Below are 22,416 nucleotides of genomic sequence, written 5' to 3' on the forward strand. Positions count from 1 at the left end.
CAAGGGAATTTGTGCCGGTCCGGCGGGTAGGCACAGGTGACATCCGAGCCGTCGACAGGTGACGGCCGACGACAGGAGATGAGGTTCCGGTCATGCACCAGGACTCACCCGCTCCGCCCTGGCAGCCCCCTCCCGACGTCCCCCTTTCCGAAGCCGCCGCCGAGGACGTGGTCCACGGCATCTGCTTCAAGACCGGCCCGCCGCGCCTGGTCGGCGCCGAGCTCGAATGGCTGGTGGTGGACGCCGAGCGCCCCTGGATACCGCTGGACGCCGGCCGGCTGACCGCGGCGCACGACGCCGCGGGGGCCCTGCCGCTGCGGTCCCGGTTCACCGTCGAGCCCGGCGGCCAGCTGGAGCTCAGTTCCGCCCCCGCCGCCTCCCTCACGGCCTGCGTGGACGGTCTGCAGGCCGATCTCTCGGCCGTGCGCGGCACCCTCGGCGCGCAGGGCCTGGCCCTGCTCGGTCTCGGCCGTGACCCGCGCCACCCGTACCGCCGCCTCCTCGACAGCCCGCGGTACCGGGCCATGGAGAGCTACTTCGACCGTACCGGGCCCGCCGGGCGCGCCATGATGCGTGCCTCCGCCTCCGTGCAGGTCTGCGTGGACGCCGGCCTGGAGGAGCCGGGCCCGCTCGGGCACGGCCGGCGCTGGCGGCTGGCGCACCTGCTGGGCGCGGTGCTGGTGGCCGCGTTCGCCAACTCCCCCGCGCACGAGGGACCGTACGCCGGATGGCGGTGCGCCCGGCAGGGGATCTGGAGCGACATCGACGCGCGGCGCGCGCTCGCCCCGCCGCTGGACGCGGAGCCGCGCGGCGCCTGGACCCGGCACGCGCTGGACACCGAGGTGATGTGCGTGCGCTCCTCCGGGCCGTCCTGGCAGGTCCCGGGCGGGCTGACGTTCCGCGACTGGTTGCGCGCCGGGGGCCCCCGGCCGCCGGGCCGGGCGGATCTGGACTACCACCTGACGACCCTGTTCCCGCCGGTCCGGCCGCGCGGCCACCTGGAACTGCGGATGATCGACGCCCAGCCCGGTGAGGACGGCTGGCTGGTTCCGCTGGCGGTCACGCACGCGCTGTTCGACGACCCCGAGGCCACCGAGACCGCCTACCGGGTGGTGAAGGCGCTCGCCGACGCGTACGGGGGCAGGCCCGCGCCCCGCAACCGGCTGTGGCGGACCGCCGCCCGGGCGGGGCTCGCCGACCCGGATCTGCGTGCGGCCGCCGTCGCCTGCTTCGCGGCGGCCGGCGAGGCGTTGCCCCGGCTCGGGGCGAGCACCCACGTCAGCGACACGGTCGGCGCTTTCGCCGAGCGCTACGTACTGCGCGGCCGCTGCCCGGCCGACGACCAGGACCAGCGGCAGCCCGCCGGGAAGGAAACGCGACCGTGACCACCGAATCCAGCCCCATCGGCTCGCGTGAGCGGGCCGCCGCGGCGCTGACCGCCGCCCGGGCCCGTACCGCCGCGCTGACCGATGCCGTGTCCGACGAGGACCTGACGGCGCAGCACTCCCCCCTGATGTCGCCGCTGGTCTGGGACCTCGCGCACATCGGCAACCAGGAGGAGCTGTGGCTGCTGCGGCGGGTGGCCGGGCGCGAGTCCCTGCGGCCCGAGATCGACCCGCTCTACGACGCGTTCCAGCACCCCCGCTCCGAACGGCCGAAGCTGCCGCTGCTGGGGCCCGGCGAGGCCCGCCGGTACGCGGCGGAGGTGCGGGGGCGGGTCTTCGACCTGCTGGAGCGCACCGCTTTCGAGGGCACCCCGCTCCTGGACGGCGGGTTCGCCTTCGGCATGATCGCCCAGCACGAACAGCAGCACGACGAGACGATGCTGATCACTCATCAGCTCAGGCGCGGTGCGCCCGTACTCACCGCCCCCGACCCCGGCCCCCCGCCGGGTCCGCCGCTCCCGGCGGCCGAAGTCCTCGTTCCCGGAGGCCCGTTCACGATGGGGACGTCCACGGAGCCGTGGTCCCTGGACAACGAGCGGCCCGCGCACACCCGCGACGTCGCACCGTTTTGGATCGACACGGCGCCGGTCACCAACGCCGCCTACCAGGCCTTCATGGCGGACGGCGGGTACCACGAGCCCCGCTGGTGGGCCGACGAGGGCTGGGAGCAGATCCGCGCGCACGGGATCGAGGCCCCGCTGTTCTGGCACCGGGAGGGCGGGATCTGGCTGCGCCGCCGCTTCGGCGTCACCGAGCCCGTACCGGACGACGAACCGGTACTGCACGTCAGCTGGTACGAGGCCGACGCCTTCGCCCGCTGGGCGGGCCGCCGGCTGCCCACCGAGGCGGAGTGGGAGAAGGCGGCCCGCCACGACCCCCGCACCGGGCGCTCGGCCCGCTACCCCTGGGGCGACGCCGACCCGACGCCCGCTCACGCCAATCTGGGCCAGCGCCACCTGCGCCCCGCCCCGGCGGGCAGCTATCCGGCCGGCGCCTCCCCGCTCGGGGTGCGCCAGCTGATCGGCGACGTGTGGGAGTGGACCGCCTCGGACTTCCTGCCCTACCCGGGGTTCAGGGCGTTCCCGTACCGCGAGTACTCGGAGGTGTTCTTCGGCCCGGAGCACAAGGTGCTGCGCGGCGGTTCCTTCGCCGTGGACCCGGTGGCCTGCCGTGGCACGTTCCGCAACTGGGACCTGCCTGTCCGCCGGCAGATCTTCGCCGGCTTCCGGACCGCGCGTGGCGGTGGTGCGTGATGTGCCGTCACTTGGCTTATCTGGGACCGTCGGTGTGCCTGGGGCGGCTGCTGAGCGAGCCCGAGTACTCCCTGGTCCGGCAGTCGTACGCACCGCGCCGCCAGCGGTACGGCACGATCAACGCCGACGGCTTCGGCGTCGGCTGGTACGCGCAGGACGATCCGGTACCGGCCCGCTACCGCCGCTCCGGGCCCGTCTGGGGGGATCTGACCTTCGCGGACCTGGCCCGCGTGGTGCGCAGCACGGCGGCGCTGGCCGCCGTCCGGGACGCCACGCTGGCCGGGGCGGACGGGGAGGCCGCAGCCTCGCCGTTCGCTTCGGGGCCCTGGCTGTTCAGCCACAACGGGGCGATACGGGACTGGCCGCACGCGGCGGGCCCCTTGGCGGCCGCGCTGCCGCCGCACGAGCTGCTCCAGTTGTCCGCGCGTACCGATTCGGCGCTGATCTGGGCGCTGGTGCTGCGCCGGCTCCGGGAGGGGGCGGGTCTCGGCGAGGCCCTCGCGGGGCCGGTGCAGGAGCTGGCGGCCGCTTCCCCCGGGTCCCGGCTGAACCTGCTGCTGACGGACGGGACGGGCATCGCCGCGACCGCGTGGGGCGACTCCCTCTGGTACCTGTCCGATCCGGGGGCCGGGTCCACGGTCGTGGCGTCCGAGCCGTACGACGAGGACAGCCGCTGGACCGAGGTGGACGACCGCACCTTGCTGACCGCCACCCCCACCCGGGTCGATCTGATCCCGCTCAAGGAGAGTCTGTCGTGAACGATTTCCAGCTGACCCGGACCCTCGACGAGCACTCCGCGGATACCGCGCTGCGGGCGGACGTGCGCGGTGGCCTGACCCGCTCGCCGAAGGAATTGCCTCCCAAGTGGTTCTACGACGCCCGGGGCAGTGAACTCTTCGAGGAGATCACCCGGTTGCCCGAGTACTATCCGACGCGCGCCGAGCGGGAGATCCTGCTGGGACGGGCCCGGGAGATCGCGACGGAGAGCGGCGCGCGCACGCTGGTGGAGCTGGGTTCCGGTTCCTCGGAGAAGACCCGGCACCTGATCGAGGCGATGCCCGCGCTGGAGACCTACGTCCCGGTGGACGTCAGCGAGAGCGCCCTGCGGGGGGCGGCGCAGACGCTGCTGGGAGAGCATCCGGGGCTGCGGGTGCACGCCCTGCTGGCGGACTTCACCCGGCCGCTGCGCCTGCCGGAGTCGGCTGGCCCGCGGCTGGTGGTGTTCCTGGGCGGCACGGTCGGGAACCTGAGGCCTCCGGAGCGCGCCGCGTTCCTGGCGTCCGTACGGGCGATGCTGTCGCCGGGTGACGCGCTGCTGATGGGTACGGACCTGGTGAAGGACGAGGCGGTGCTGGTGGCCGCGTACGACGACTCCCAAGGGGTGACGGCGGAGTTCAACAAGAACGTACTGGCGGTGATCGACCGGGAGCTGGGCGCTGATTTCCACACGGCCGACTTCGAACACGTGGCGGTGTGGAACCGGGAACAGGAGTGGATCGAGATGCGGTTGCGGGCCCGGTCGCAGGCGCTGGTGAAGATCCGGGCACTGGATCTGGTGGTGCCCTTCGAGGAGGGTGAGGAGATCCTGACGGAGATCTCCGCGAAGTTCCGTCAGGAGGGCGTACGGCGCGAACTGGCGGCGGCCGGGCTCGAGCTGACGCAGTGGTGGACGGACGCGGAGGGCCGTTTCGCGCTGTCCCTGTCGGTGGCCGACGGCCTGGAGGGCTGAGCCGGCACGCCCGGCAGCGTCGGCTGTCCCGCGTCGCCGCATACCGCTCGCTGAGCGGCCGCGGCGAGGTCCCGCCGGTCCGGGTGACGGCCCGGCGGGATCCGCGGCAGCAGCCGTACCTCGGCCCGGATCCCGCGGGCCCGGGCGATCCGCCACAGCGAGGCGGTCAGCGGATCGTCCCCGACGAACGCGGGCGCCCCGGCGAGGCTCCCGTCCGCCCCGGACCGGTACGCGAGCCGCACCGGCTGTACGGGGACCCGCGCGTCCAGCGCCGCCTGGAACACGGCCCGCCGGAAGGGCCCCTGGGCGCGCCCGCACCAGGTCGAGCCTTCGGGGAACACCGTCACGCGGTCTCCGGCGAGCAGGGACCGGCTGACGGCGTCCACGGTGCGCGGCAGGGCCCTGATCCGGTCGCGTTCGATGAACAGGGTTCCGGCCCCGGCGGCGAGGCGGCCGAGTACGGGCCAGGCGCCGATCTCGCTCTTGGCCAGCATCCGGCAGGGCAGGGCGGCGGCCACGAGGGGGATGTCCAGCCACGAGATGTGGTTGGCGACGACCAGGCGGCCGCCGTCGGGCCCGGGGCTTCCGTGCACGGTGATCCGTATGCCCAGGGCGCCCACCAGTGCGGCGGCCCAGGCCCGCACCAGGGCGTGACGGGGGCGCTGCGGCAGGAGCCGGACCGGCGGCGCGGCCAGGACCGCGAGCAGCATCAGGGCGGCGGCGCAGACGAGCCGCGCCACCGCGTGCGGGATGCTCGCCGCCCGCCCCTCGTGGCCGGCGCAGGCCTCGGGGGTGCAGGGTGCGGTGGGCAGCCAGACGCTCATGCGCCCGGGGCGAGCGAGAGGAAGTGGTTCAGGTAGCGCGGGTTGGTCCGGCGCAGTGAGAGCAGCACGTACAGGTCGGCGCAGCCGAAACCGGCGTCGAGTGCGGGCTCGCCGCACACCCAGGCGCCCAAGCGCAGGTAGCCGCGCAGCAGCGGGGGCAGTTCCGTGCGGTCGGGGAAGGCGATGCCTTCGGGGTTCCAGGGCAGGTGCGGGGTGACCCGGTACTCCTCGGGGGCGAGGTTGCGGGTCAGGACGTTCGCGCGGGTGGCGGCGGCCAGGACGCCGCCGTCGGCCAGCGGGATGGAGCAGCAGCCGGCGAGCCAGTTGTGGCCGGAGCGGTCCATGTAGCGGGCGAGTCCGGCCCAGATGAGGGCGATGACGGCGCCGTTGCGGTGGTCCGGGTGGACGCAGGAGCGGCCGACTTCCACGAGGTCGGGACGGATGGGGGCGAGGGCGGTCAGGTCGAATTCGGTCTCGGAGTAGAGACGGCCGGCGACCGCGGCGCGTTCGGGGGGCAGCAGCCGGTAGGTGCCGACGACCTGCCCGGTGTTCTCGTCCACCACCAGGAGGTGGTCGCAGTAGGCGTCGAAGGCGTCGGCGTCGATGCCCGGCTCGGGTCCGTCCAGGCGGGCGCCGAACTCTCCGGCGAAGACGAGGTGGCGCAGCCGCTGGGCTGCGCGTACCTCGTCCTCGTCGCGGGCGATCCGGACGGCGTAGCGGGGGGCGGGGGAGGCCGGGGATGCGGGGGGTGCGAGGGGGGACGGGGACAGGGGGGCGAGGGTCATGACTGCTCCTGATCCGGGCGCGGGGGCCAGGGCCGGCAGGTCGGCGGCCCGGCTCCTCTACTTCTTCCGTGACCGGCTGGATTCGACATGACCGCTCAGCGGCGGCGGGATGTGCGGACGCTGAACTCGGTGCCCGGACGGCTGGGGCGCACGCGGCCGCGGGGCCCGGGCCGGCCCCCTCCGGGGCCGACCGTCGGTACAAAGTTCGCGGGAGCGGACTTACTGGGGCACCGTAGTACCAGGCAATAGCGACCACTGTCGGGAGAGGCCCATGTCCAACCACACCTACCGGGTGACCGAGATCGTCGGCACCTCCCAAGAGGGCATCGACCAGGCCGTCCGCAACGGGATCGCGCGGGCGGGCGCGAAGCTGCGCAACCTGGACTGGTTCGAGGTCACGCAGGTGCGCGGGCACATCGAGAACGGCGAGGTCGCCCACTACCAGGTGGGCTTGAAGGTGGGCTTCCGGCTCGACGACGAGGAGTGACGGGCACCGCGGCCGGCCGCGGTGCCCGGCGGCGCGTCAGGTCCGGCCCTCGGTCTCCTGGGCGGTGGTGAGTTCCGGGGCGTCCGCCGCCCAGTCGGCGAGCACCACCCGGAAGCCGGCCTCCCGGGCGGCCCGGCAGACCAGTTCGTCGTCGTCCACGAGCATCCGGACCTCCCGGCCCCGGGCGATCCGGCCGAGCACCTCCAGCTTGGTCGCCCGGGCGGGGCGGCGGTCGCGGTCACCGCGCATCCACAGCCGGCCCTCCGGCAGCCCGTGCCGCGCCAGCCACTCGACGGTGTCCGCGCGGCAGCGCTCCGGCCGGCCGGTCAGGTACACCACCTCGCAGTCGGCGGCGCTCTCCACCGCCAGGGCCACCCCGCGCGCGAGCGGCGGATCGGCCGGGGCGGCGCCGAAGAAGCCGTCCCAGTCGCGCGGGCGGCGCTCCAGGAAGTGCTGGCGGTGGTCGGTGTCGGACAGGGTGTTGTCGATGTCGAAGACGGCCAGTGGCCGCCGGTGGGCGCTCTCACGGGACATGGGCAGAAGCCTAAGGGCCGCCGGGGCTGCGGGAATCCTGACGGCCCGGCGGCGTTGAGAGGTGTGTGATCCCGCGCATCTCGCTACTCGACCGGTCCCGCACGCGCCAGGGGCATCCCGACCCGCAGGCCCTGCGGGACACCGTGGAGCTCGCGCGCGAGGCGGAGCGGCTCGGGTACCACCGCTTCTGGGTGTCCGAGCACCACGGTGTACCGGGCGTCGCCGGTTCCGCGCCCACCGTGCTGGCCGCCGCCGTCGCCGCCTCCACCCGGCGGATCCGGGTCGGTACGGGCGGGGTGATGCTGCCCAACCACCAGCCGATGGTCGTCGCCGAGCAGTTCGGGGTGCTGGAGGCACTGTTCCCCGGCCGCATCGACATGGGCGTGGGCCGCTCGGTCGGCTTCACCGACGGGATCCGGCGGGCCCTGGGCCGTGGCACCGAGGACGCGGACCGGTTCGAGGAGCAGCTCGCCGAGCTGCTGGGCTGGCTCGACGGGACCCAGCGGGCCCATCCCGGGGTGCACGCCCGCCCGGCGGAGGGGCTGCGGATCCCGGCGTACGTACTGGCCACCGGCGAGGGCGCGCGGATCGCCGCCCGGGCCGGGCTGCCGGTGGTGGTGGGTGACCTGCCGGCCCGCAGCCGGGTCGCGCAGGCGGTGGCGGCCTACCGCGAGGAGTTCCGGCCCTCCCCCTGGGGCGCGCGGCCGTACGTGGTGGTCTCGGGAACGGTGGCGGTCGCGGCCACCGGGGAGGCCGCCCGGCGGATCCTGCTCCCGGAGGCGTGGGCCCTGGCGTACTCCCGCACCCGGGGGAGTTTCCCGCCCCTGAGGCCGGCCGGGGAGATCGAGGCGCTGGAGATGACGCCGAAGGAGCGCGAGCTGTACGAGGGCGCGCTCCAAGGGCACGTCCACGGCGCCGAGGAGCAGGTCGCGGCGGAGCTGACCGCGGTCGCCCAGGACCTCGGCGCCGACGAGCTGCTGGTGACGACCTCCACGTACGACCGTACGGCGCTGCTGGATTCGCTCGGCAGGCTGGCGCGGCTGGCGGGCCTGCACACGAGAGCCGAGGGCGACGCCCCTTAAACTGGGACGAATGCACCCCCACAGCGCTCCGGAGACCGACGCCCGCGACCCTTACGTGCGGGTGCGGGGCGCCCGGGAGCACAATCTGCGCGGCGTCGATGTGGACATTCCGCGCGACGCCCTCACCGTCTTCACCGGCGTCTCCGGCTCCGGGAAGAGTTCCCTCGCCTTCGGCACCCTCTACGCCGAGGCGCAGCGCCGTTACTTCGAGTCCGTGGCCCCCTACGCCCGGCGGCTCATCCACCAGATCGGCGCCCCGAAGGTGGACTCCGTCACCGGACTGCCGCCCGCGGTCTCGCTGGAGCAGCGGCGCTCCTCCCCCGGTTCCCGCTCCTCGGTCGGAACGGTGACGATGCTGTCCAACTCGCTGCGGATGCTGTATTCGCGGGCGGGCACCTATCCGCCGGGCGCGGAGCGGCTGGACTCCGACTCCTTCTCCCCCAACACCGCCGCCGGGGCCTGCCCGTCCTGCCACGGCATCGGCCGCATCCACCGCACCAGCGAGGAACTCCTCGTACCGGACCCCGAGCTGTCGATCCGGCAGGGCGCGATCGCCGCCTGGCCCGGCGCGTGGCAGGGCAAGAACCTGCGGGACATCCTGGAAGCGCTCGGCCACGACGTGGACGCGCCCTGGCGGGAGCTGCCCGCCGAGGACCGCGAATGGATCCTGTTCACCGAGGAGCAGCCGGTGGTCACCGTGCACCCGGTACGGGACGCCGACCGCATCCAACGGCCCTACCAGGGCACATACATGAGCGCCCACCGCTATGTGATGCGGACCTTCGCCGACAGCAAGAGCGCCACGCTGCGCGCCCGCGCCGAGAAGTTCCTCGCCGACTCTCCGTGCCCGCGCTGCGGGGGCCGCAGGCTCCGTCCCGAGGCCCTGGCCGTGACCTACGCGGGGCGGACGATCGCGGAGCTGGCGGCGCTGGCGCTGACCGCGCTGGACGAGGTACTCGCCTCGACGCCCGCGGCCGGGGAGGCGGCGCGGGTACTCGTCGAGGACCTGCGTGCGCGGATAGGCGCGGTCACCGAGCTCGGTCTCGGCTACCTGAGCCTGGACCGGAGCGCGCCGTCGCTGTCGGCGGGCGAGTTGCAGCGGCTGCGGCTGGCGACGCAGCTGCGGTCGGGGCTGTTCGGGGTGGTGTACGTGCTGGACGAGCCGTCGGCGGGCCTGCACCCGGCCGACACCGAGGCGCTGCTCGGCGTGCTGGACCGGCTCAAGGCGGCCGGGAACACGGTGTTCGTGGTGGAGCACGACCTGGAGGTGGTGCGGCACGCGGACTGGCTGGTGGACGTCGGGCCGCTGGCCGGGGAACACGGCGGGCGGGTGCTGCACAGCGGGCCGCCGGAGGCGCTGGCCGCGGTGGAGCGGTCGGCGACGGCCCGGCACCTGTTCGGGACGGGTGGGGCGTCCCCGGCCCGGGCGGCGCGCACCCCGACGGGTGCGGTCCGGCTCAGCGGGATCGAGCGGCACAACCTGCGGGGCGTGGACGCCGAGTTCCCGCTGGGCGTGTTCACGGCCGTCACCGGTGTGTCCGGGTCCGGGAAGTCCACGCTGGTCGGGCAGGCGCTGGCCGGGGAGGTCGGGGAGCGGCTCGCGGACGGGGCGTTCCCGGTACGGCGGCTGGTGGAGGTGGACCAGAAGCCGATCGGCCGTACCCCGCGCTCCAACCTGGCGACGTACACGGGGCTGTTCGACGTGGTGCGCAGGCTGTTCACCGCGTCGCCGCAGGCGCGCGAGCGGGGGTGGAAGGCGGGGCGGTTCTCCTTCAACGTGCCGGGCGGCCGCTGCGAGACCTGCCAGGGCGAGGGCTTCGTGTCGGTGGAGCTGCTGTTCCTGCCCAGTACGTACGCCCCCTGCCCCGAGTGCGGCGGCGCGCGGTACAACTCCGGGACGCTGGAGGTGCGGTACGAGGGGCTGAACATCGCGGAGGTGCTGGCCCTGACGGTGGAGTCGGCGTCGGAGTTCTTCGCGGGGGTCCCGGCGGCGGCGCGCAGCCTGCGGGCGCTGGAGGACATCGGACTGGGCTACCTGCGGCTGGGGCAGCCCGCTACGGAGTTGTCGGGCGGCGAGGCACAGCGGATCAAGCTGGCGACGGAGCTGCAGAGGCTGCGCCGCGGCCACACGCTGTACCTGCTGGACGAGCCGACGACGGGGCTGCACCCGGCCGATGTGCGGGTGCTGCTGCGGCAGTTGCACGGTCTGGTGGACGCCGGACACTCGGTGGTGGTCGTGGAGCACGACATGGAGGTCGTCGCGGGCGCCGACTGGGTCATCGACCTGGGACCGGGCGGCGGGGCGGACGGCGGCCGTGTGGTGGCGGCCGGAACCCCGGCGTCGGTGGCCCGGGCGCCGGGCAGCGCCACGGCCCGCTACCTCGCCCGGGCGCTGCGGACGGCGTAGCGGGGGGCTCAGGTGATCTGCCACTGCTGGTAGGGCGAGGACTGGACCGGCTGCTGGGTGACGGGGGCTCCGTCCGTGCCCGAGGCGGTGGTCAGCAGGAGCGCGCTCTTCTTGTTGGCCACCGAGTAGCCGCCGGCGCCGAGGGCGGTGAGCTGCCAGCGCTGGCTGTCGCCGCCGGTGCAGGTCGCCTGGACCACGGCCGCTCCCGCCCCGCTGCCCGGGACGTCCGCGCAGAGGGTGGAGGCGCCGTTGACGAGGGTGTAGCTGCCGTCGCCGGCCGGGTCCAGCCGCCACTGCTGGTTGGCGCCGCCGTGCGGTGCCCAGGTGATCAGCTGGGTGCCGGAGGCGGTGGAGCTGCCCGGGTCGTCGAGGGCCTTGCCGGCCGCGGTGAGGGTGCGGGCGCCGCCCAGGGGGTCTCCGTACACCTCGAACTCGTAGAGGGAGTAGCCGTACGCCGTGCCGCGCTGGGTTCCGTGGACGCGGATGTAGCGGCCGGTGCCGGTCAGGCCGGTCAGGTCCTGGACCGCGCCCGCGCCGGTGCTGGTGGTGTAGACGGTGCGCCAGGTGGTGGCGTCGTCGGAGAGCTGGATCTGGAAGGACTTCCCGTACGCCGTCTCCCAGCGCAGCACCACGCGGTTCACGCGGCGAGCGGAGCCGAGGTCGACCTGGAGCCATTGCGGGTCGGCGTAGGCGCTGGACCAGCGGGTGGCCAGGTCGCCGTCGGTGGCGGAGGTCGCGGGGAAGTTCGCCGTCTCGGTGCTGGAGGCGGTGGTCGGGCGGCCCAGGGCCAGGTTGCCCGGCTGGGCGGCGCCGGGCCAGGCGGGGTGGTGGCCCACGGCGGCGACGATCGGGGTGAAGGCGGCGTACGTCGCGACCGGCTTGGGTGAGCCCCAGGTCTGCTGGGCCAGTGCGCGCAGCGGGTACATGATGCCCGCGGCGATCTGGTCCTCGCTCTCGGCGGTGGGGTTGTCGCACCAGACGTGGAGGAGCGAGCCCGGGTTCCTCGCCGGGTCCAAGAGGGTGGCGCCGCCCTCGAAGCGGTCCGCGGTCCAGGTTTCGTACATCCACTTGGTGTCCGGTTTGGCGCCGCCGAGTACGTAATAGGTGGGCGTCCAGGAGTCGTTGGCGACGGTGTGCCCGGCGGCGGCCAGCTGCTGCGGGGTGAGGCCGTAGCTGTACCAGTACTCGACGACGATGGCGGGGTTCGGGGTGAGCGTTCCGTCGCCGGACTTGATTCCGTCGTTCCACATGCGGGTGGTCTTGCCGCCGGCCCGGACGAGGGCGTCGGCCCAGTTGACGAACCCGTAGAAGGTGTCCTTGGCGGTGGCGTTCGCGCCGTAGTGGGCGCGGGCGTAGCCGAGGAGCTGCGGGTACTTGGCGTAGTCGGTGACGTACTCGTCGGCGCCGATGTGCCAGTACGGTCCCGGGAACAGGGGCAGGTACTCGGTGATCAGGTCCTTGATCAGCGTGTAGGAGGCGGGGAGCGAGAGGTCGATGAAGTCGGGGCTGAGGGCGCCGGAGCTGCTCTTGAGCCGCAGTTCGGGGTGCGCGGCCAGCAATGCGTTCATGTGTCCGGGGGTGTCTACCTCCGGGACGATGGTGACGTGGTATTTGCGGCCGAGGGCGACGAGGTCGGCGATGTCCTGCTTGGTGTAGTGGTCGGTGGAGACGATCTCCGGGTGCGTGGAGCTTTCGAGGCGGAAGCCGAAGGTGTCGGAGAGGTGGAAGTGGAAGGTGTTGAGCTTGAGGTAGGCCAGTTCCTTGATGTGCTGCTTGAGCCAGTCGACGGTGAAGAACTTCCGCCCCTGGTCGACCATGAGGCCGCGCTCCGCCTTGGTGGGCCAGTCGACCGCCGTTCCGGCGGGTACGGTCGTGGACTGGTGCAGGAGTTGCAGGACGCTGCGGGTGCCGTTGAAGACGCCGGCGGTGGTGCCCGCCTGGAGGGTGAGGGACGCGGCGACGGTCATCCGGTAGCCCTCGGCGGGCAGGGAGGGCTCGCCGAGGGCGAGCCCGATGTCCCCTGGCGCGGCGCTCCCGGTGACGACGGGGACGCTGCGTCCGGTCAGTGCGCGCAGGTCTTCCGCGAAGGTGGCCGCTTCGTCGGAGAGCTGGGCGGCGTGGGCGGGGTCGAGGGCGATGCGCGTGGTCCCGGTGAAGGTGTACGTGCCGGTGCCGGCCGTCCATTGCCGAAGGGCGGGCACGGTCTGCGGCGCCGCCCCGGCGGCCGCCGGGGCGGCGCCGGCGCTGACGCCGGGCAGGGCCAGTGCGCACACGGCGCAGACGGCGGCGATCAGGAACCTGAGCAGACGCATGGCTGCCTCCAGCCGGCTGTGGCCGCAGAGCGGGACGGTGCACAAGTGCAGCCCAGTGTCGAGAACATGTCAATACATGCTCGGAACACGGCTGGATCGAGCACTGCCGCGCAACAGGACGCCCGCCTTGCGCGCCGGAAGAAACGGTCTAGGCGTCGCCGGGCAGCAGGTGTTGCGGGAGTTCGCGAAAGCTCCACCGGCCCCGGTGGCGGGTGAACATCCAGACGAGGTCGTGGCGGTCGGGCCAGGCCGCGGGGACCCCCAGCACCTGGTGCACGCCGAGGGCGCGGACGAGGCGGGGGATGCCGGGGTGCTCCCAGCAGACGAGTACGGGCATCCGCGCGGCCAGCACCGCCTGCGCGAGGGCCGGTTCCGCACCGACGGCGAACTCGGTGCGTACGGGCAGGTGCAGGGCGGTGGCCAGCGGCTCGACGGTCTGCTTGCAGCGGGCGGGCGCGGACGGGCCGCCGGTCGCGAAGAGCGCCGCCGGGCGGGGCAGCGGGGCCCGGGCCGCCGGGGGGAACAGCCGCCGCAGTTCCTCGGCGCGGCGCTCGCCCCGGCCGGCCAGGGAGCCGGGGTGTTCGGTGCCGTCCTCGTCCTCGCCGGTGTCTCCCGGAGGCGGCTGCTCGCCATGCCGGATGATCATGACGAGGGCGTCCTCGGGAAGGGCCTCGGGGCCTGGGGCCGGGTGCGCGGACCGCGTGGTGCAGCCGGCCACCGCGAGCGGTGCGAGGGCGGCGGCCAGCACGGCTCGGCGGCGCGGTCCGGACCCGGCGGGGGCATGTGCCATGGGGCCACTCTCCCCCACGCCCGGACCCGGCCCCGGCGCGGCGCGGCGCACGGCCCCCACGAGCCCCCGGTCGGCGGATCGCGCCCCCCTTCCGGAGGCCGGGCGGTCCCCCGGCCGCGCGCAGCGGCCGGGGGTTACGCCTTGCGGACCGCCCGGAGCCACTCCTTGTTCATCGCGGCGATCGACGGCAGCGGGATGCCCTTGGGGCAGGCGGTGGCGCATTCGCCGGTGAGGGTGCAGCCGCCGAAGCCTTCGTCGTCCATCCGGGCCACCATGTCCAGTACGCGGGTCTCCCGCTCGGGCGAACCCTGCGGCAGCACGTTCAGGTGGTTGACCTTGGCGGAGGTGAACAGCATCGCGGAGCCGTTGGGGCAGGCCGCCACGCAGGCGCCGCAGCCTATGCACTCGGCGTGTTCGAAGGCGTAGTCGGCGTCCGCCTTGGGCACGGCGTTGGCGTGCGCCTCCGGCGCGGAACCGGTGGGGGCGGTGATGTATCCGCCGGCCTGGATGATCCGGTCGAAGGCGCTCCGGTCGACGACGAGGTCCTTGACCACCGGGAAGGCCGAGGCCCGCCACGGTTCGATGTCGATGGTGTCGCCGTCGGTGAAGGCCCGCATGTGGAGCTGGCAGGTGGTGGTCCGCTCGGGGCCGTGGGCGTCGCCGTTGATGACGAGGCTGCAGGCGCCGCAGATGCCTTCGCGGCAGTCGTGGTCGAAGGCGACGGGGTCCTCACCGCGCAGGATGAGGTCCTCGTTGAGGGTGTCGAGCATCTCCAGGAAGGACATGTCCTTCGAGATGCCTTCGACCTCGTAGGAGGCCATGGCGCCGGGGGATTCGGGGTTGCGCTGGCGCCAGACGCGCAGGGTGAGCTTCATGCGTAGCTCCGCTGGGTGGGGTGGACGTACTCGAAGACGAGGTCTTCCTTGTGCAGGACGGGCGCGATGCCCGTGCCCCGGTACTGCCAGGCCGCCGCGTAGCCGAACTCCTCGTCGCGGCGGGCGGCTTCGCCGTCCGGGGTCTGGGACTCCTCGCGGAAGTGCCCGCCGCAGGACTCGGCGCGGTGGAGCGCGTCGAGGCACATCAGCTCGGCGAGCTCCAGGTAGTCGACGATGCGGTTGGCCTTCTCCAGCGACTGGTTGAACTCCTCGCCGCTGCCGGGGACCTTGATCCGCCTCCAGAACTCGTCGCGGATCTCCGGGATGCGGACGAGGGCCTTGCGCAGTCCGGCGTCGGTGCGCGCCATTCCGCAGTACTCCCACATCAGTTCGCCGATCTCGCGGTGGAAGGAGTCGGGGGTGCGGTCGCCGTCGACGGCGAGCAGTTTCGCGAGGGTGTCGCGGGTTTCGCGGACGGCGGCCGCCGCCTCGGGGTGGGTGTCGTCCACGGTGTCGTGGTGCGGGTTGCGGGCCAGGTAGTCGTTGATGGTGGAGGGCAGGACGAAGTAGCCGTCGGCCAGGCCCTGCATGAGCGCGGAGGCACCCAGACGGTTCGCGCCGTGGTCGGAGAAGTTGGCCTCACCGATCGCGAACAGGCCCGGGACGGTGGTCTGGAGGTCGTAGTCGACCCAGAGCCCGCCCATCGTGTAGTGGACGGCCGGGTAGATCCGCATGGGGACTTCGTACGGGTTCTCCGCGGTGATCCGCTCGTACATGTCGAAGAGGTTGCCGTACTTCTCGGCGACCTTGTCCTTGCCCATGCGACGGATGGCGTCCGCGAAGTCCAGGTACACGCCCTGGCCGCCGGGGCCGACGCCGCGGCCCTCGTCGCAGACGTTCTTCGCGGCGCGGGAGGCGATGTCGCGGGGCACGAGGTTGCCGAAGGAGGGGTAGATCCGCTCCAGGTAGTAGTCGCGCTCGGCTTCGGGGATCTCGGCTGCGGGGCGGTTGTCGCCCTTGGCCTTGGGGACCCAGATGCGGCCGTCGTTGCGCAGGGATTCGCTCATCAGCGTGAGCTTGGACTGGTGGTCGCCGGTGCGCGGGATGCAGGTGGGGTGGATCTGGGTGAAGCAGGGGTTCGCGAAGTAGGCGCCGCGCCGGTGCGCCCGCCAGACGGCGGTCGCGTTGGAGTTCATGGCGTTGGTGGAGAGGTAGAAGACGTTGCCGTAGCCGCCGCTGGCCAGCACGACGGCGTCGGCGTAGTACGTGCTGATCTTCCCGGTGATCAGGTCGCGGGCGACGATGCCGCGCGCCACTCCGTCGACGGTGATCAGGTCGAGCATCTCGGTGCGGGCGTGCATCTCGACGTTGCCGGCGGCGATCTGCCGGGACAGCGCCTGGTAGGCGCCGAGGAGCAGCTGCTGGCCCGTCTGGCCGCGTGCGTAGAAGGTGCGCGAGACCTGGACGCCGCCGAAGGAGCGGGTGTCGAGGAGACCGCCGTACTCGCGGGCGAAGGGGACGCCCTGGGCGACGCACTGGTCGATGATCTCGACGGAGATCTGGGCGAGGCGGTGGACGTTGGACTCGCGGGCGCGGAAGTCGCCGCCCTTGACGGTGTCGTAGAACAGGCGGTGTACGGAGTCGCCGTCGTTGCGGTAGTTCTTCGCGGCGTTGATGCCGCCCTGGGCGGCGATGGAGTGGGCCCGGCGCGGGGAGTCGGAGTAGCAGAACTGGACGACGTGGTAACCCTGTTCGGCGAGGGTCGCGCCGGCCGCGCCGCCGGCCAGGCCGGTGCCGACGACGATGACGGTGTGCTTGCGGCGGTTGGCGGGGTTGACCAGCTTGGCCTCGAAGCGGCGGCGGTCCCAGCGGTCGGCGATGGGGCCGGCGGGCGCCTTGGTGTCGGCGATGGGCTCGCCGGTGGTGTAGGCGGTGTAGTCGCTGTTGTCGGTGTTGCTCATCTCAGCTCACCACTCCGGTCATGACGGCGACGGGCACGGACGCGAAGCCCGCGAAGAGGACGAGGGCCAAAACGTTCGCCAGGAACCTGAGGGAGCGCTCGCGCCGGGCGTTGCCGGCCCCGAGGGTCTGGGCGGCGCTCCAGAAGCCGTGCCGCACGTGCAGGCCGAGCGCCGCCATGGCGACGAGGTAGATCGTGTTGCCGTACCAGGTGGAGAAGGTGGCGAGGACGTTCTGGTAGGGGTGGCCGGCCCACGCGCGCGCGTTGACGGTGAGCGTGGTGAGGTCGAGGAGGTGCCAGACGATGAACAGGGCGAGGATGACGCCGCCCCAGCGCATGGTGCGGGTGGCGTAGCTCGCGCGGCGCCGCTTGTGGGCGTACTTGACGGGGCGCGCGTTGATGTCGCGGCGGCTGAGCTGGTAGGCGCAGGTCCCGTGGGCGACGACCGCGGCGACGAGCACGACGCGGACGATCCACAGGGCCCACTCGTGGTGCAGGAAGGGGGATCCGAGGGTGCGCAGCCAGTGCGCGTAGCCGTTGAACTCCTCCGGCCCGAAGAAGATCTTCAGGTTGCCGAGCATGTGGACGACGAGGTAGCCGAGCGTGATCAGGCCGGAGACGGCCATCACGGACTTCTTGCCGACGGTGGAGTCCCAGAGCGTTCGCGTGGTGGACGGCCGTCGATCCGTCCGCGGTGCCAGAGCCATGGGACGACGGTAGGGACCCCCGTCCTGAAAGGTCCAAGACATGATGGAGCTGCATTCGATAGGGAATGCCTATGTAGGGCGCTAGCCTGGGGTGATGCAGTTCCAGCAGCTCCTGTATTTCGTGGCCGTCGCCGAGACCCGGCACTTCACCCGGGCGGCGGAGCGGGTCCATGTGGCCCAGCCGTCGCTCTCGCAGCAGATCAGGGCCCTGGAGCGGGAGCTGGGGGCGGAGCTGTTCAGCCGGGCGCGGGGCAACATCGCCCTCACGGATGCGGGAGAGGCGCTGCTTCCACTGGCCCGGCGGATCCTGGCGGACGCGGACACGGCGCGGCTGGAGGTGCAGGAGCTGGCGCAGCTGCGGCGCGGGCGGGTGCGACTGGGAGCCACGCCGAGCGTGTGTACGGGGTTGCTGCCGGACGTGCTGCGCGCCTTCCACAGGGCGCACCCGGGGATCGAGTTGCTGATCGAGGAGAGCGGTTCGCTGGATCTCGTACGGGAACTCGCGCGCGGGGTACTGGACCTGGCCTTGATCGCGCTGCCGCTTCCCCCGTCGGCGCCCGCGCTGACGACGGTGGAGCTGCTGACCGAGGACCTGGTGGTGGTCTCGTCGACGGACCGGCCCGCGCCGGGCGGGGGGCGGCCGCTGACCGTCGCGGCGCTGCGCGAGGAGCCGATGGTGATGTTCCGGCACGGCTACGATCTGCGGGACCTGACGGTCGCGGCCTGCCGGGCAGCGGGTTTCGAGCCGGTGTTCACGGTCGAGGGCGGCGAGATGGACGCGGTCCTCGGCTTCGTCCGTGCGGGGCTCGGTATCGCGGTGGTCCCTGCGATGGTCGTCGAGCACGGCGGCCCCGGCCTGCGCGCCACCCCGCTCGCCGGCTCCCCGCTGCGCCGCACGATCGCCCTGGCCCACCGCACGGACGTGGCTCCCCCGCGCGCGGCACGCGAACTCAAGCGGATGCTGCTCTCCTGACGCCCGCACGCACCGGCCCCGGGCCGGCTCCCGGCGCGGCGCGGGTCAGGACCGGCGTGGGGGCAGGGCCCGGTCGAGGCCGTCGGCCAGCATCGCGAAGGCCTGTCCGGCGTCGGCGACGGCGGTGGGATAGGCCGCGTCGGCGCTCTGCCCGGCGGCGAGGCGGCGCCAGTTCTCGCGGCCCAGTTCCTGGCGGACGGTCACCAGGTGCTGCGCCGCCAGCCGCGCGGCGAGCGGGGCGACCTGCTCCGCCTCCAGCACCGCGGCGAGCAGCTCCACCTCGCGGGCGGTGTAGTGCGTCAGCCGGGACTCCAGGCTGGCGGTGGTGTAGAGCAGGTTCTGGAACGCGAGCACGTTCGGGTGGTCGCAGAGGCCGGTGATCGGATCGCGCGCGGCGAGCGCCGCCAGGAAGTGCGCCCGCACGGCCCCGACCGGGCTCTGCCCCGCCTCGCGGTCGCGGACGACGCGGGCGGCTTCGTCCTGGTGGTCGGCGAACCGGTCGAGCACCAGGTCTTCCTTGGTCGGGAAGTAGCGGAACAGGGTGGGTTTGGAGACCTCCGCCGCGGCGGCGACGTCGGCCACCGAAACGGCGTCGAACCCCCGCTCCATGAACAGCTCTATCGCCGTGGCCGCCAGTTGCTGCCGCGTGCGCAGCTTCTTGCTCTCGCGCAGGCCTGGTGCGCCGGTCGCGCCCGTCGTGTCTTCCATGCCCCCGAGCGTACCACGGAGATGTAACTCGGTTAATTTCGTTACCGGGTTGCTTTTTCGCTCGTCGGCGGCTTTCCTTGGACCAACGACGAGGAGAGGAACTCCCATGACCGACGTACTGATCGCGGGCTCCGGCCCCACCGGACTGACCCTGGCCTGCGACCTCGCCCTGCGCGGTGTCGCGGTCCGGGTCATCGACCAACGCGCAGCGCCGCACCGCGAATCGCGCGGCAAGGGACTGCAGCAGAGCAGCCTGGAGGTCTTCGAGGCCCTCGGCGTGGCCGGTGCCGTGACGGCCGCGGGCAGCCGGGGCGTGGTCCTGCGCAAGTACTTCGACGGCGAGCACGTCACCGACACCCCGGTCGCTGACGGCGTGCTGATCGGGCAGTGGCAGATCGAGCAGGTCCTGCGCGACCGCCTGGCCGGGCTGGGCGTGCACGTCGAATACGGCTCCGCCCTCACCGCGGTCACCCAGGACGCCGACGGCGTACGGGCGGAGCTGGCGGACGGCGGCGTGATCGCGGCCCGGTACCTCGCGGGATGCGACGGCGGGCGCAGCACCACCCGGCGCCTGCTCGGCATCCCCTTCGAGGGAAGTACCCGCGAAGAGCCGGCGATGGTTCTCGGGGACGTACTGGCGCCCGGGCTCAGCCGGGACTTCTGGCACCAGTGGTTCACCTCGGAGGGCGGCGGGATACTGCTCTGCCCCATGCCGGGAACGGACAGCTTCCAGCTCCAGGCCGCACCCGAGCCGGACGGCGCGGGCGGCTACCTGCCACCCTCGCTGGAGGGCTTCCAGCGGATCTTCGACCGGTGCGCCCGGGTGCCCGGGATCCGGCTTGCCGACGCCACCTGGCTGTCCAGCTGGCGGGTCAACGTACGGGTGGCTGCCCGCATGCGGGAAGGGCGGGCCTTCCTCGCCGGGGATGCGGCGCACGTCCACCCCATAGCCGGCGGACTGGGCATGAACACCGGCATCCAGGATGCGGCCGCCCTCGCCCGGACGCTGGCCGCCGCGCTCGCCGAGCCGGGCCGGCCGGACCTGCTGGAGACGTACGAGGCGGAGCGGCTGCCGGCGGCCGCGGAGGTCGTGGCCGACACGGAGCGGCGGTGGGACCGGGTCGTGGACGCCGTCCGCACGCCCGGCCGGGGGACGGAGGTGGGACGGGACTGACCCCGCACCTCGGCCCCGCTCCCTCGGACCGCTGTGACGCGGCTGAGGCTCCGGGCCCCCGGTCCCGACCCGGCTCGGGACCCGAGTGCGCGTCAGGAGTGCGTGGGCACGGCGTCCGAGAGGGACAGCGCGTAGATCCGGTCCGGAGAGCCGGGGCGCGCGTAGTACCAGCCCTGGGCCGTGTCGCAGCCGAGGTCGCGGAGCTGGGCCGCCTGGACGCCGGTCTCCACGCCCTCGACGGTGACGGCGAGTTCGAGGCTGTGGGCCAGTGCGACGATGCCTTCCACGATCTTGAGGTCGACAGGATTGGCCGGCTGCTGCTGCATCCCCTGCGTGAACGAGCGGTCCAGCTTGAGCACGCTGACCGGCAGGCGGCGCAGGTTGGCCAGGTTGGAATAGCCCGTGCCGAAGTCGTCCAGGGCGATGTCCACGCCGAGGGCGGCGAGCCGGCGCAGCGGTTCGAGCAGTTCGTCGTCGGCGCCGATCAGCGCCGACTCGGTGACCTCCAGGCACAGCGTGCCCGGGGCGAGGCCGGAGGCCTCCAGGACGCGGACGGTGTCGGCGACCAGGCCGGGATGGTGCAGCTGCGTCGGCGACAGGTTGACGTTGATGCGCAGGGAGGAGCCCGCGTGCTGGCGCTGCCAGTTGCAGGCCTGGCGCACGGACTCTTCGAGGACCCACCGGCCGAGGGGCACGATCAGCCCCGTGCGCTCGGCGAGCGGGATGAAACGGTCAGGTCCCAGCACCCCGTACTGCGGGTGCGACCAGCGCACCAGCGCCTCCGCCCCGTGCACGCTGCCGTCGTGCATGTGCACCAGCGGCTGGTACTCGATGAAGAACTCGCCGCGCTCCAGGGCCGCGGGCAGCGCGTTGGTCAGGCCGTGCCGGGTGATGGCGCGGGCGTCGGCCTCCTCGTCGGCGAACTCGAAGCGGTTGCCGCCCGCCGCCTTGGCCCGGTACATCGTGATGTCGGCGCTGCGCAGCACCTCCGCCGGGGTCCGTTCGCCCGCCGGGCCCTCGACGATGCCGATGCTGCCCCGGACCGTCAGCTCCCGCCCCTCCAGCCGGATCGGGGTGGACAGTGCGGACAGGACCCGGACCGCCAGTTCGGTGACGTTCTCCTCGGTGTCGTGGCCGGTGGTCAGCGCCACGAACTCGTCGCCGCCGAGCCGTGCGACGACCTCGCCCGGTCCCGTGGCGCAGCTCTGGAGCCGGTCGGCGACCTCCACCAGCAGCCGGTCGCCCGCCGAGTGCCCCAGGCTGTCATTGACCGCCTTGAACCCGTCGAGGTCCAGGTAGCACAGGCCGAAGCGGGGCCCGCCGGCCCCGCTCAGGGCCTTCTCCAGCCGCTCGAAGAACAGCGTCCGGTTGGGCAGGCCCGTCAGGGCGTCGTGGGTGGCCTCGTAGCGCAGCCGCAGGTTCAGCAGCCGGCGTTCGGTGGTGTCCTCCATCAGGGCCAGCTGGTACTGCGGGCGGCCTTCCGCGTCCCGCAGCAGCGACACCGTCAGGTTGGTCCACAGGACGGTCCCGTCGTTGCGGTAGTAGGGCTTCTCCACCCGGTAGTGCTCGCGTTCCCCGCGGACGAGTTCCCCGTACATCCGCCAGACGTGCGGGGTGTCGTCGGGGTGGCCCCACTCGCTGACGTTGCGGCTGCGGACGTGTCCTTCGAGGCCGCCGAACATCTGGAGCAGCGTGTCGTTGACCTCCAGGACGTTGCCTTCGAGGTCGGCGATGCCGATCCCGATGGCCGCCCCTTCGAAGACGGCCCGGAAGCGTTCCTCGCTGGCGTGCAGTGCCTGCTGGGCGTCGGCGCGGGCGGTCAGCGCGGAGCGGGCGATGGCCTCCTGCTCCTTGAGCGTGCGCTCGCGCAGGGCCCGGGCGAAGCCGGCCGCGATGCCGTGCTGGAGCCGGGCGCAGCGGGACCGGTACTCCTCGGTGCTCTCCGCCCCGGCGCCGTCGGGGCCGCAGTACAGCACCAGGTACGACTCGACGACCCCCAGGGTTCCGGCGAGGGCCTCGGGGTCGGTGCAGTGCACGGCGACGAGTTCGGCGCCCACCCGCTGGGCGGGCGAGGCGTCGAAGGGCCGGGCGTGCAGGGCCTCGGTGAGCGTGCGGGTCAGCGGGACCAGGTGCCGTTCGAACTCGGGGCGGGTCAGCGAGGTCGCCGTGACGGGGAAGATGGCCCGGCCCCAGATGGTCGCGAAACGCGCGATCCGGTCCTCCAGCCCGCTGTGCTGCTCCCGCACGGCCGCCCGGCCCGCATGCGGGCCGGGCGGCGTGTCGCGGGCCGAGGTGTCCTTCGGCGTCACGGTCCCGGCCTCCGGTGGACGGGCCGGGCTCGGGCTGACGGGCGGTGGGGTCGGGGCCGGGA

The 22,416-nt window shown here is 73.2% G+C and carries 19 protein-coding genes; 9 read left to right on the forward strand and 10 right to left on the reverse strand.

The genetic code is table 11. The features are described 5' to 3' along the window. Positions 1–92: 92 nt before the first annotated feature. Genes egtA through egtD form a run of 4 tightly spaced genes read left to right on the forward strand, consistent with a single transcriptional unit; the run spans position 93 to position 4,427 of the window. Complete coding sequence (gene egtA, locus OG861_RS05005) at positions 93–1,385, forward strand: ergothioneine biosynthesis glutamate--cysteine ligase EgtA (RefSeq protein WP_330261330.1); 1,293 nt, start codon at positions 93–95, stop codon at positions 1,383–1,385. Continuing rightward, complete coding sequence (gene egtB, locus OG861_RS05010; protein WP_330261331.1) at positions 1,382–2,698, forward strand: ergothioneine biosynthesis protein EgtB; 1,317 nt, start codon at positions 1,382–1,384, stop codon at positions 2,696–2,698. The genes egtA and egtB overlap by 4 nt, the downstream gene beginning before the upstream one ends. Next, positions 2,698–3,456 carry an ergothioneine biosynthesis protein EgtC gene (gene egtC / locus OG861_RS05015; RefSeq protein WP_329200101.1) on the forward strand — a complete coding sequence of 253 codons (759 nt, stop codon included), beginning with the start codon at positions 2,698–2,700 and terminating at the stop codon, positions 3,454–3,456. Before egtB ends, egtC begins: the two co-directional genes overlap by 1 nt. Next, positions 3,453–4,427 (forward strand): L-histidine N(alpha)-methyltransferase, encoded by a 975-nt coding sequence (gene egtD, locus OG861_RS05020; RefSeq protein ID WP_329200099.1) that lies wholly within the window; start codon positions 3,453–3,455, stop codon positions 4,425–4,427. The genes egtC and egtD overlap by 4 nt, the downstream gene beginning before the upstream one ends. Here the strand turns inward: egtD and OG861_RS05025 are convergent. Both OG861_RS05025 and OG861_RS05030 read right to left on the reverse strand, forming a co-directional pair. Next, positions 4,310–5,251 (reverse strand): lysophospholipid acyltransferase family protein, encoded by a 942-nt coding sequence (locus OG861_RS05025; RefSeq protein WP_329200097.1) that lies wholly within the window; start codon positions 5,249–5,251, stop codon positions 4,310–4,312. The genes egtD and OG861_RS05025 overlap by 118 nt on opposite strands. Next, positions 5,248–6,036: a GNAT family N-acetyltransferase gene (locus tag OG861_RS05030; RefSeq protein WP_329200096.1), complete on the reverse strand. Its 789-nt coding sequence runs from the start codon at positions 6,034–6,036 to the stop codon at positions 5,248–5,250. Before OG861_RS05030 ends, OG861_RS05025 begins: the two co-directional genes overlap by 4 nt. A 271-nt stretch (positions 6,037–6,307) precedes the next feature. Here OG861_RS05030 and OG861_RS05035 point away from each other — a divergent pair, with 271 nt between their 5' ends. Then, the gene (locus OG861_RS05035; protein ID WP_329200094.1) at positions 6,308–6,523 is read left to right on the forward strand and encodes a dodecin; all 216 of its coding nucleotides are present in this window, start codon (positions 6,308–6,310) and stop codon (positions 6,521–6,523) included. 36 nt (positions 6,524–6,559) lie between these two features. Here the strand turns inward: OG861_RS05035 and OG861_RS05040 are convergent, their stop codons facing one another. Then, on the reverse strand, positions 6,560–7,057 hold the full coding sequence (locus OG861_RS05040; RefSeq protein WP_329200093.1) for a phosphatase domain-containing protein: 498 nt from the start codon (positions 7,055–7,057) through the stop codon (positions 6,560–6,562). A gap of 65 nt (positions 7,058–7,122) precedes the next feature. On the opposite strand from OG861_RS05040, the gene OG861_RS05045 reads away from it, so the two are divergent. Continuing rightward, positions 7,123–8,139 (forward strand): LLM class flavin-dependent oxidoreductase, encoded by a 1,017-nt coding sequence (locus OG861_RS05045; RefSeq protein ID WP_330261332.1) that lies wholly within the window; start codon positions 7,123–7,125, stop codon positions 8,137–8,139. A gap of 10 nt (positions 8,140–8,149) precedes the next feature. Next, positions 8,150–10,546 carry an excinuclease ABC subunit UvrA gene (locus tag OG861_RS05050; RefSeq protein WP_330261333.1) on the forward strand — a complete coding sequence of 799 codons (2,397 nt, stop codon included), beginning with the start codon at positions 8,150–8,152 and terminating at the stop codon, positions 10,544–10,546. Positions 10,547–10,554: 8 nt separating this feature from the next. Here OG861_RS05050 and OG861_RS05055 read toward each other — a convergent pair whose 3' ends face one another. From OG861_RS05055 to OG861_RS05075, 5 genes are all read right to left on the reverse strand, one after another. Further along, on the reverse strand, positions 10,555–12,858 hold the full coding sequence (locus OG861_RS05055; RefSeq protein ID WP_329200088.1) for a family 20 glycosylhydrolase: 2,304 nt from the start codon (positions 12,856–12,858) through the stop codon (positions 10,555–10,557). A gap of 148 nt (positions 12,859–13,006) precedes the next feature. Next, positions 13,007–13,648 (reverse strand): hypothetical protein, encoded by a 642-nt coding sequence (locus tag OG861_RS05060; protein WP_329200086.1) that lies wholly within the window; start codon positions 13,646–13,648, stop codon positions 13,007–13,009. 134 nt (positions 13,649–13,782) lie between these two features. Beyond that, the gene (locus OG861_RS05065) at positions 13,783–14,523 is read right to left on the reverse strand and encodes a succinate dehydrogenase/fumarate reductase iron-sulfur subunit (RefSeq protein WP_329200084.1); all 741 of its coding nucleotides are present in this window, start codon (positions 14,521–14,523) and stop codon (positions 13,783–13,785) included. Further along, positions 14,520–16,484, reverse strand: a complete 1,965-nt coding sequence (locus OG861_RS05070; RefSeq protein ID WP_329200082.1) for a fumarate reductase/succinate dehydrogenase flavoprotein subunit — start codon at positions 16,482–16,484, stop codon at positions 14,520–14,522. The genes OG861_RS05065 and OG861_RS05070 overlap by 4 nt, the downstream gene beginning before the upstream one ends. Position 16,485: 1 nt before the next feature. Continuing rightward, entirely contained in the window at positions 16,486–17,190 is a 705-nt protein-coding gene (locus OG861_RS05075) for a succinate dehydrogenase cytochrome b subunit (RefSeq protein ID WP_330261334.1), read from the reverse strand. Positions 17,191–17,284: 94 nt separating this feature from the next. Between OG861_RS05075 and OG861_RS05080 the strand changes: the two genes are divergently transcribed. After that, complete coding sequence (locus tag OG861_RS05080) at positions 17,285–18,163, forward strand: LysR family transcriptional regulator (RefSeq protein WP_329200078.1); 879 nt, start codon at positions 17,285–17,287, stop codon at positions 18,161–18,163. Between the two features lie 45 nt (positions 18,164–18,208). Here OG861_RS05080 and OG861_RS05085 read toward each other — a convergent pair whose 3' ends face one another. Next, on the reverse strand, positions 18,209–18,871 hold the full coding sequence (locus tag OG861_RS05085; protein WP_330261335.1) for a TetR/AcrR family transcriptional regulator: 663 nt from the start codon (positions 18,869–18,871) through the stop codon (positions 18,209–18,211). Positions 18,872–18,977: 106 nt separating this feature from the next. On the opposite strand from OG861_RS05085, the gene OG861_RS05090 reads away from it, so the two are divergent. After that, entirely contained in the window at positions 18,978–20,045 is a 1,068-nt protein-coding gene (locus tag OG861_RS05090) for an FAD-dependent monooxygenase (RefSeq protein WP_330261336.1), read from the forward strand. 92 nt (positions 20,046–20,137) lie between these two features. Here the strand turns inward: OG861_RS05090 and OG861_RS05095 are convergent, their stop codons facing one another. Beyond that, the gene (locus tag OG861_RS05095; protein WP_329202567.1) at positions 20,138–22,291 is read right to left on the reverse strand and encodes a putative bifunctional diguanylate cyclase/phosphodiesterase; all 2,154 of its coding nucleotides are present in this window, start codon (positions 22,289–22,291) and stop codon (positions 20,138–20,140) included. Positions 22,292–22,416: the final 125 nt, after the last annotated feature.

The organism is Streptomyces sp. NBC_00539, assembly GCF_036346105.1.
GTDB lineage: Bacteria > Actinomycetota > Actinomycetes > Streptomycetales > Streptomycetaceae > Streptomyces.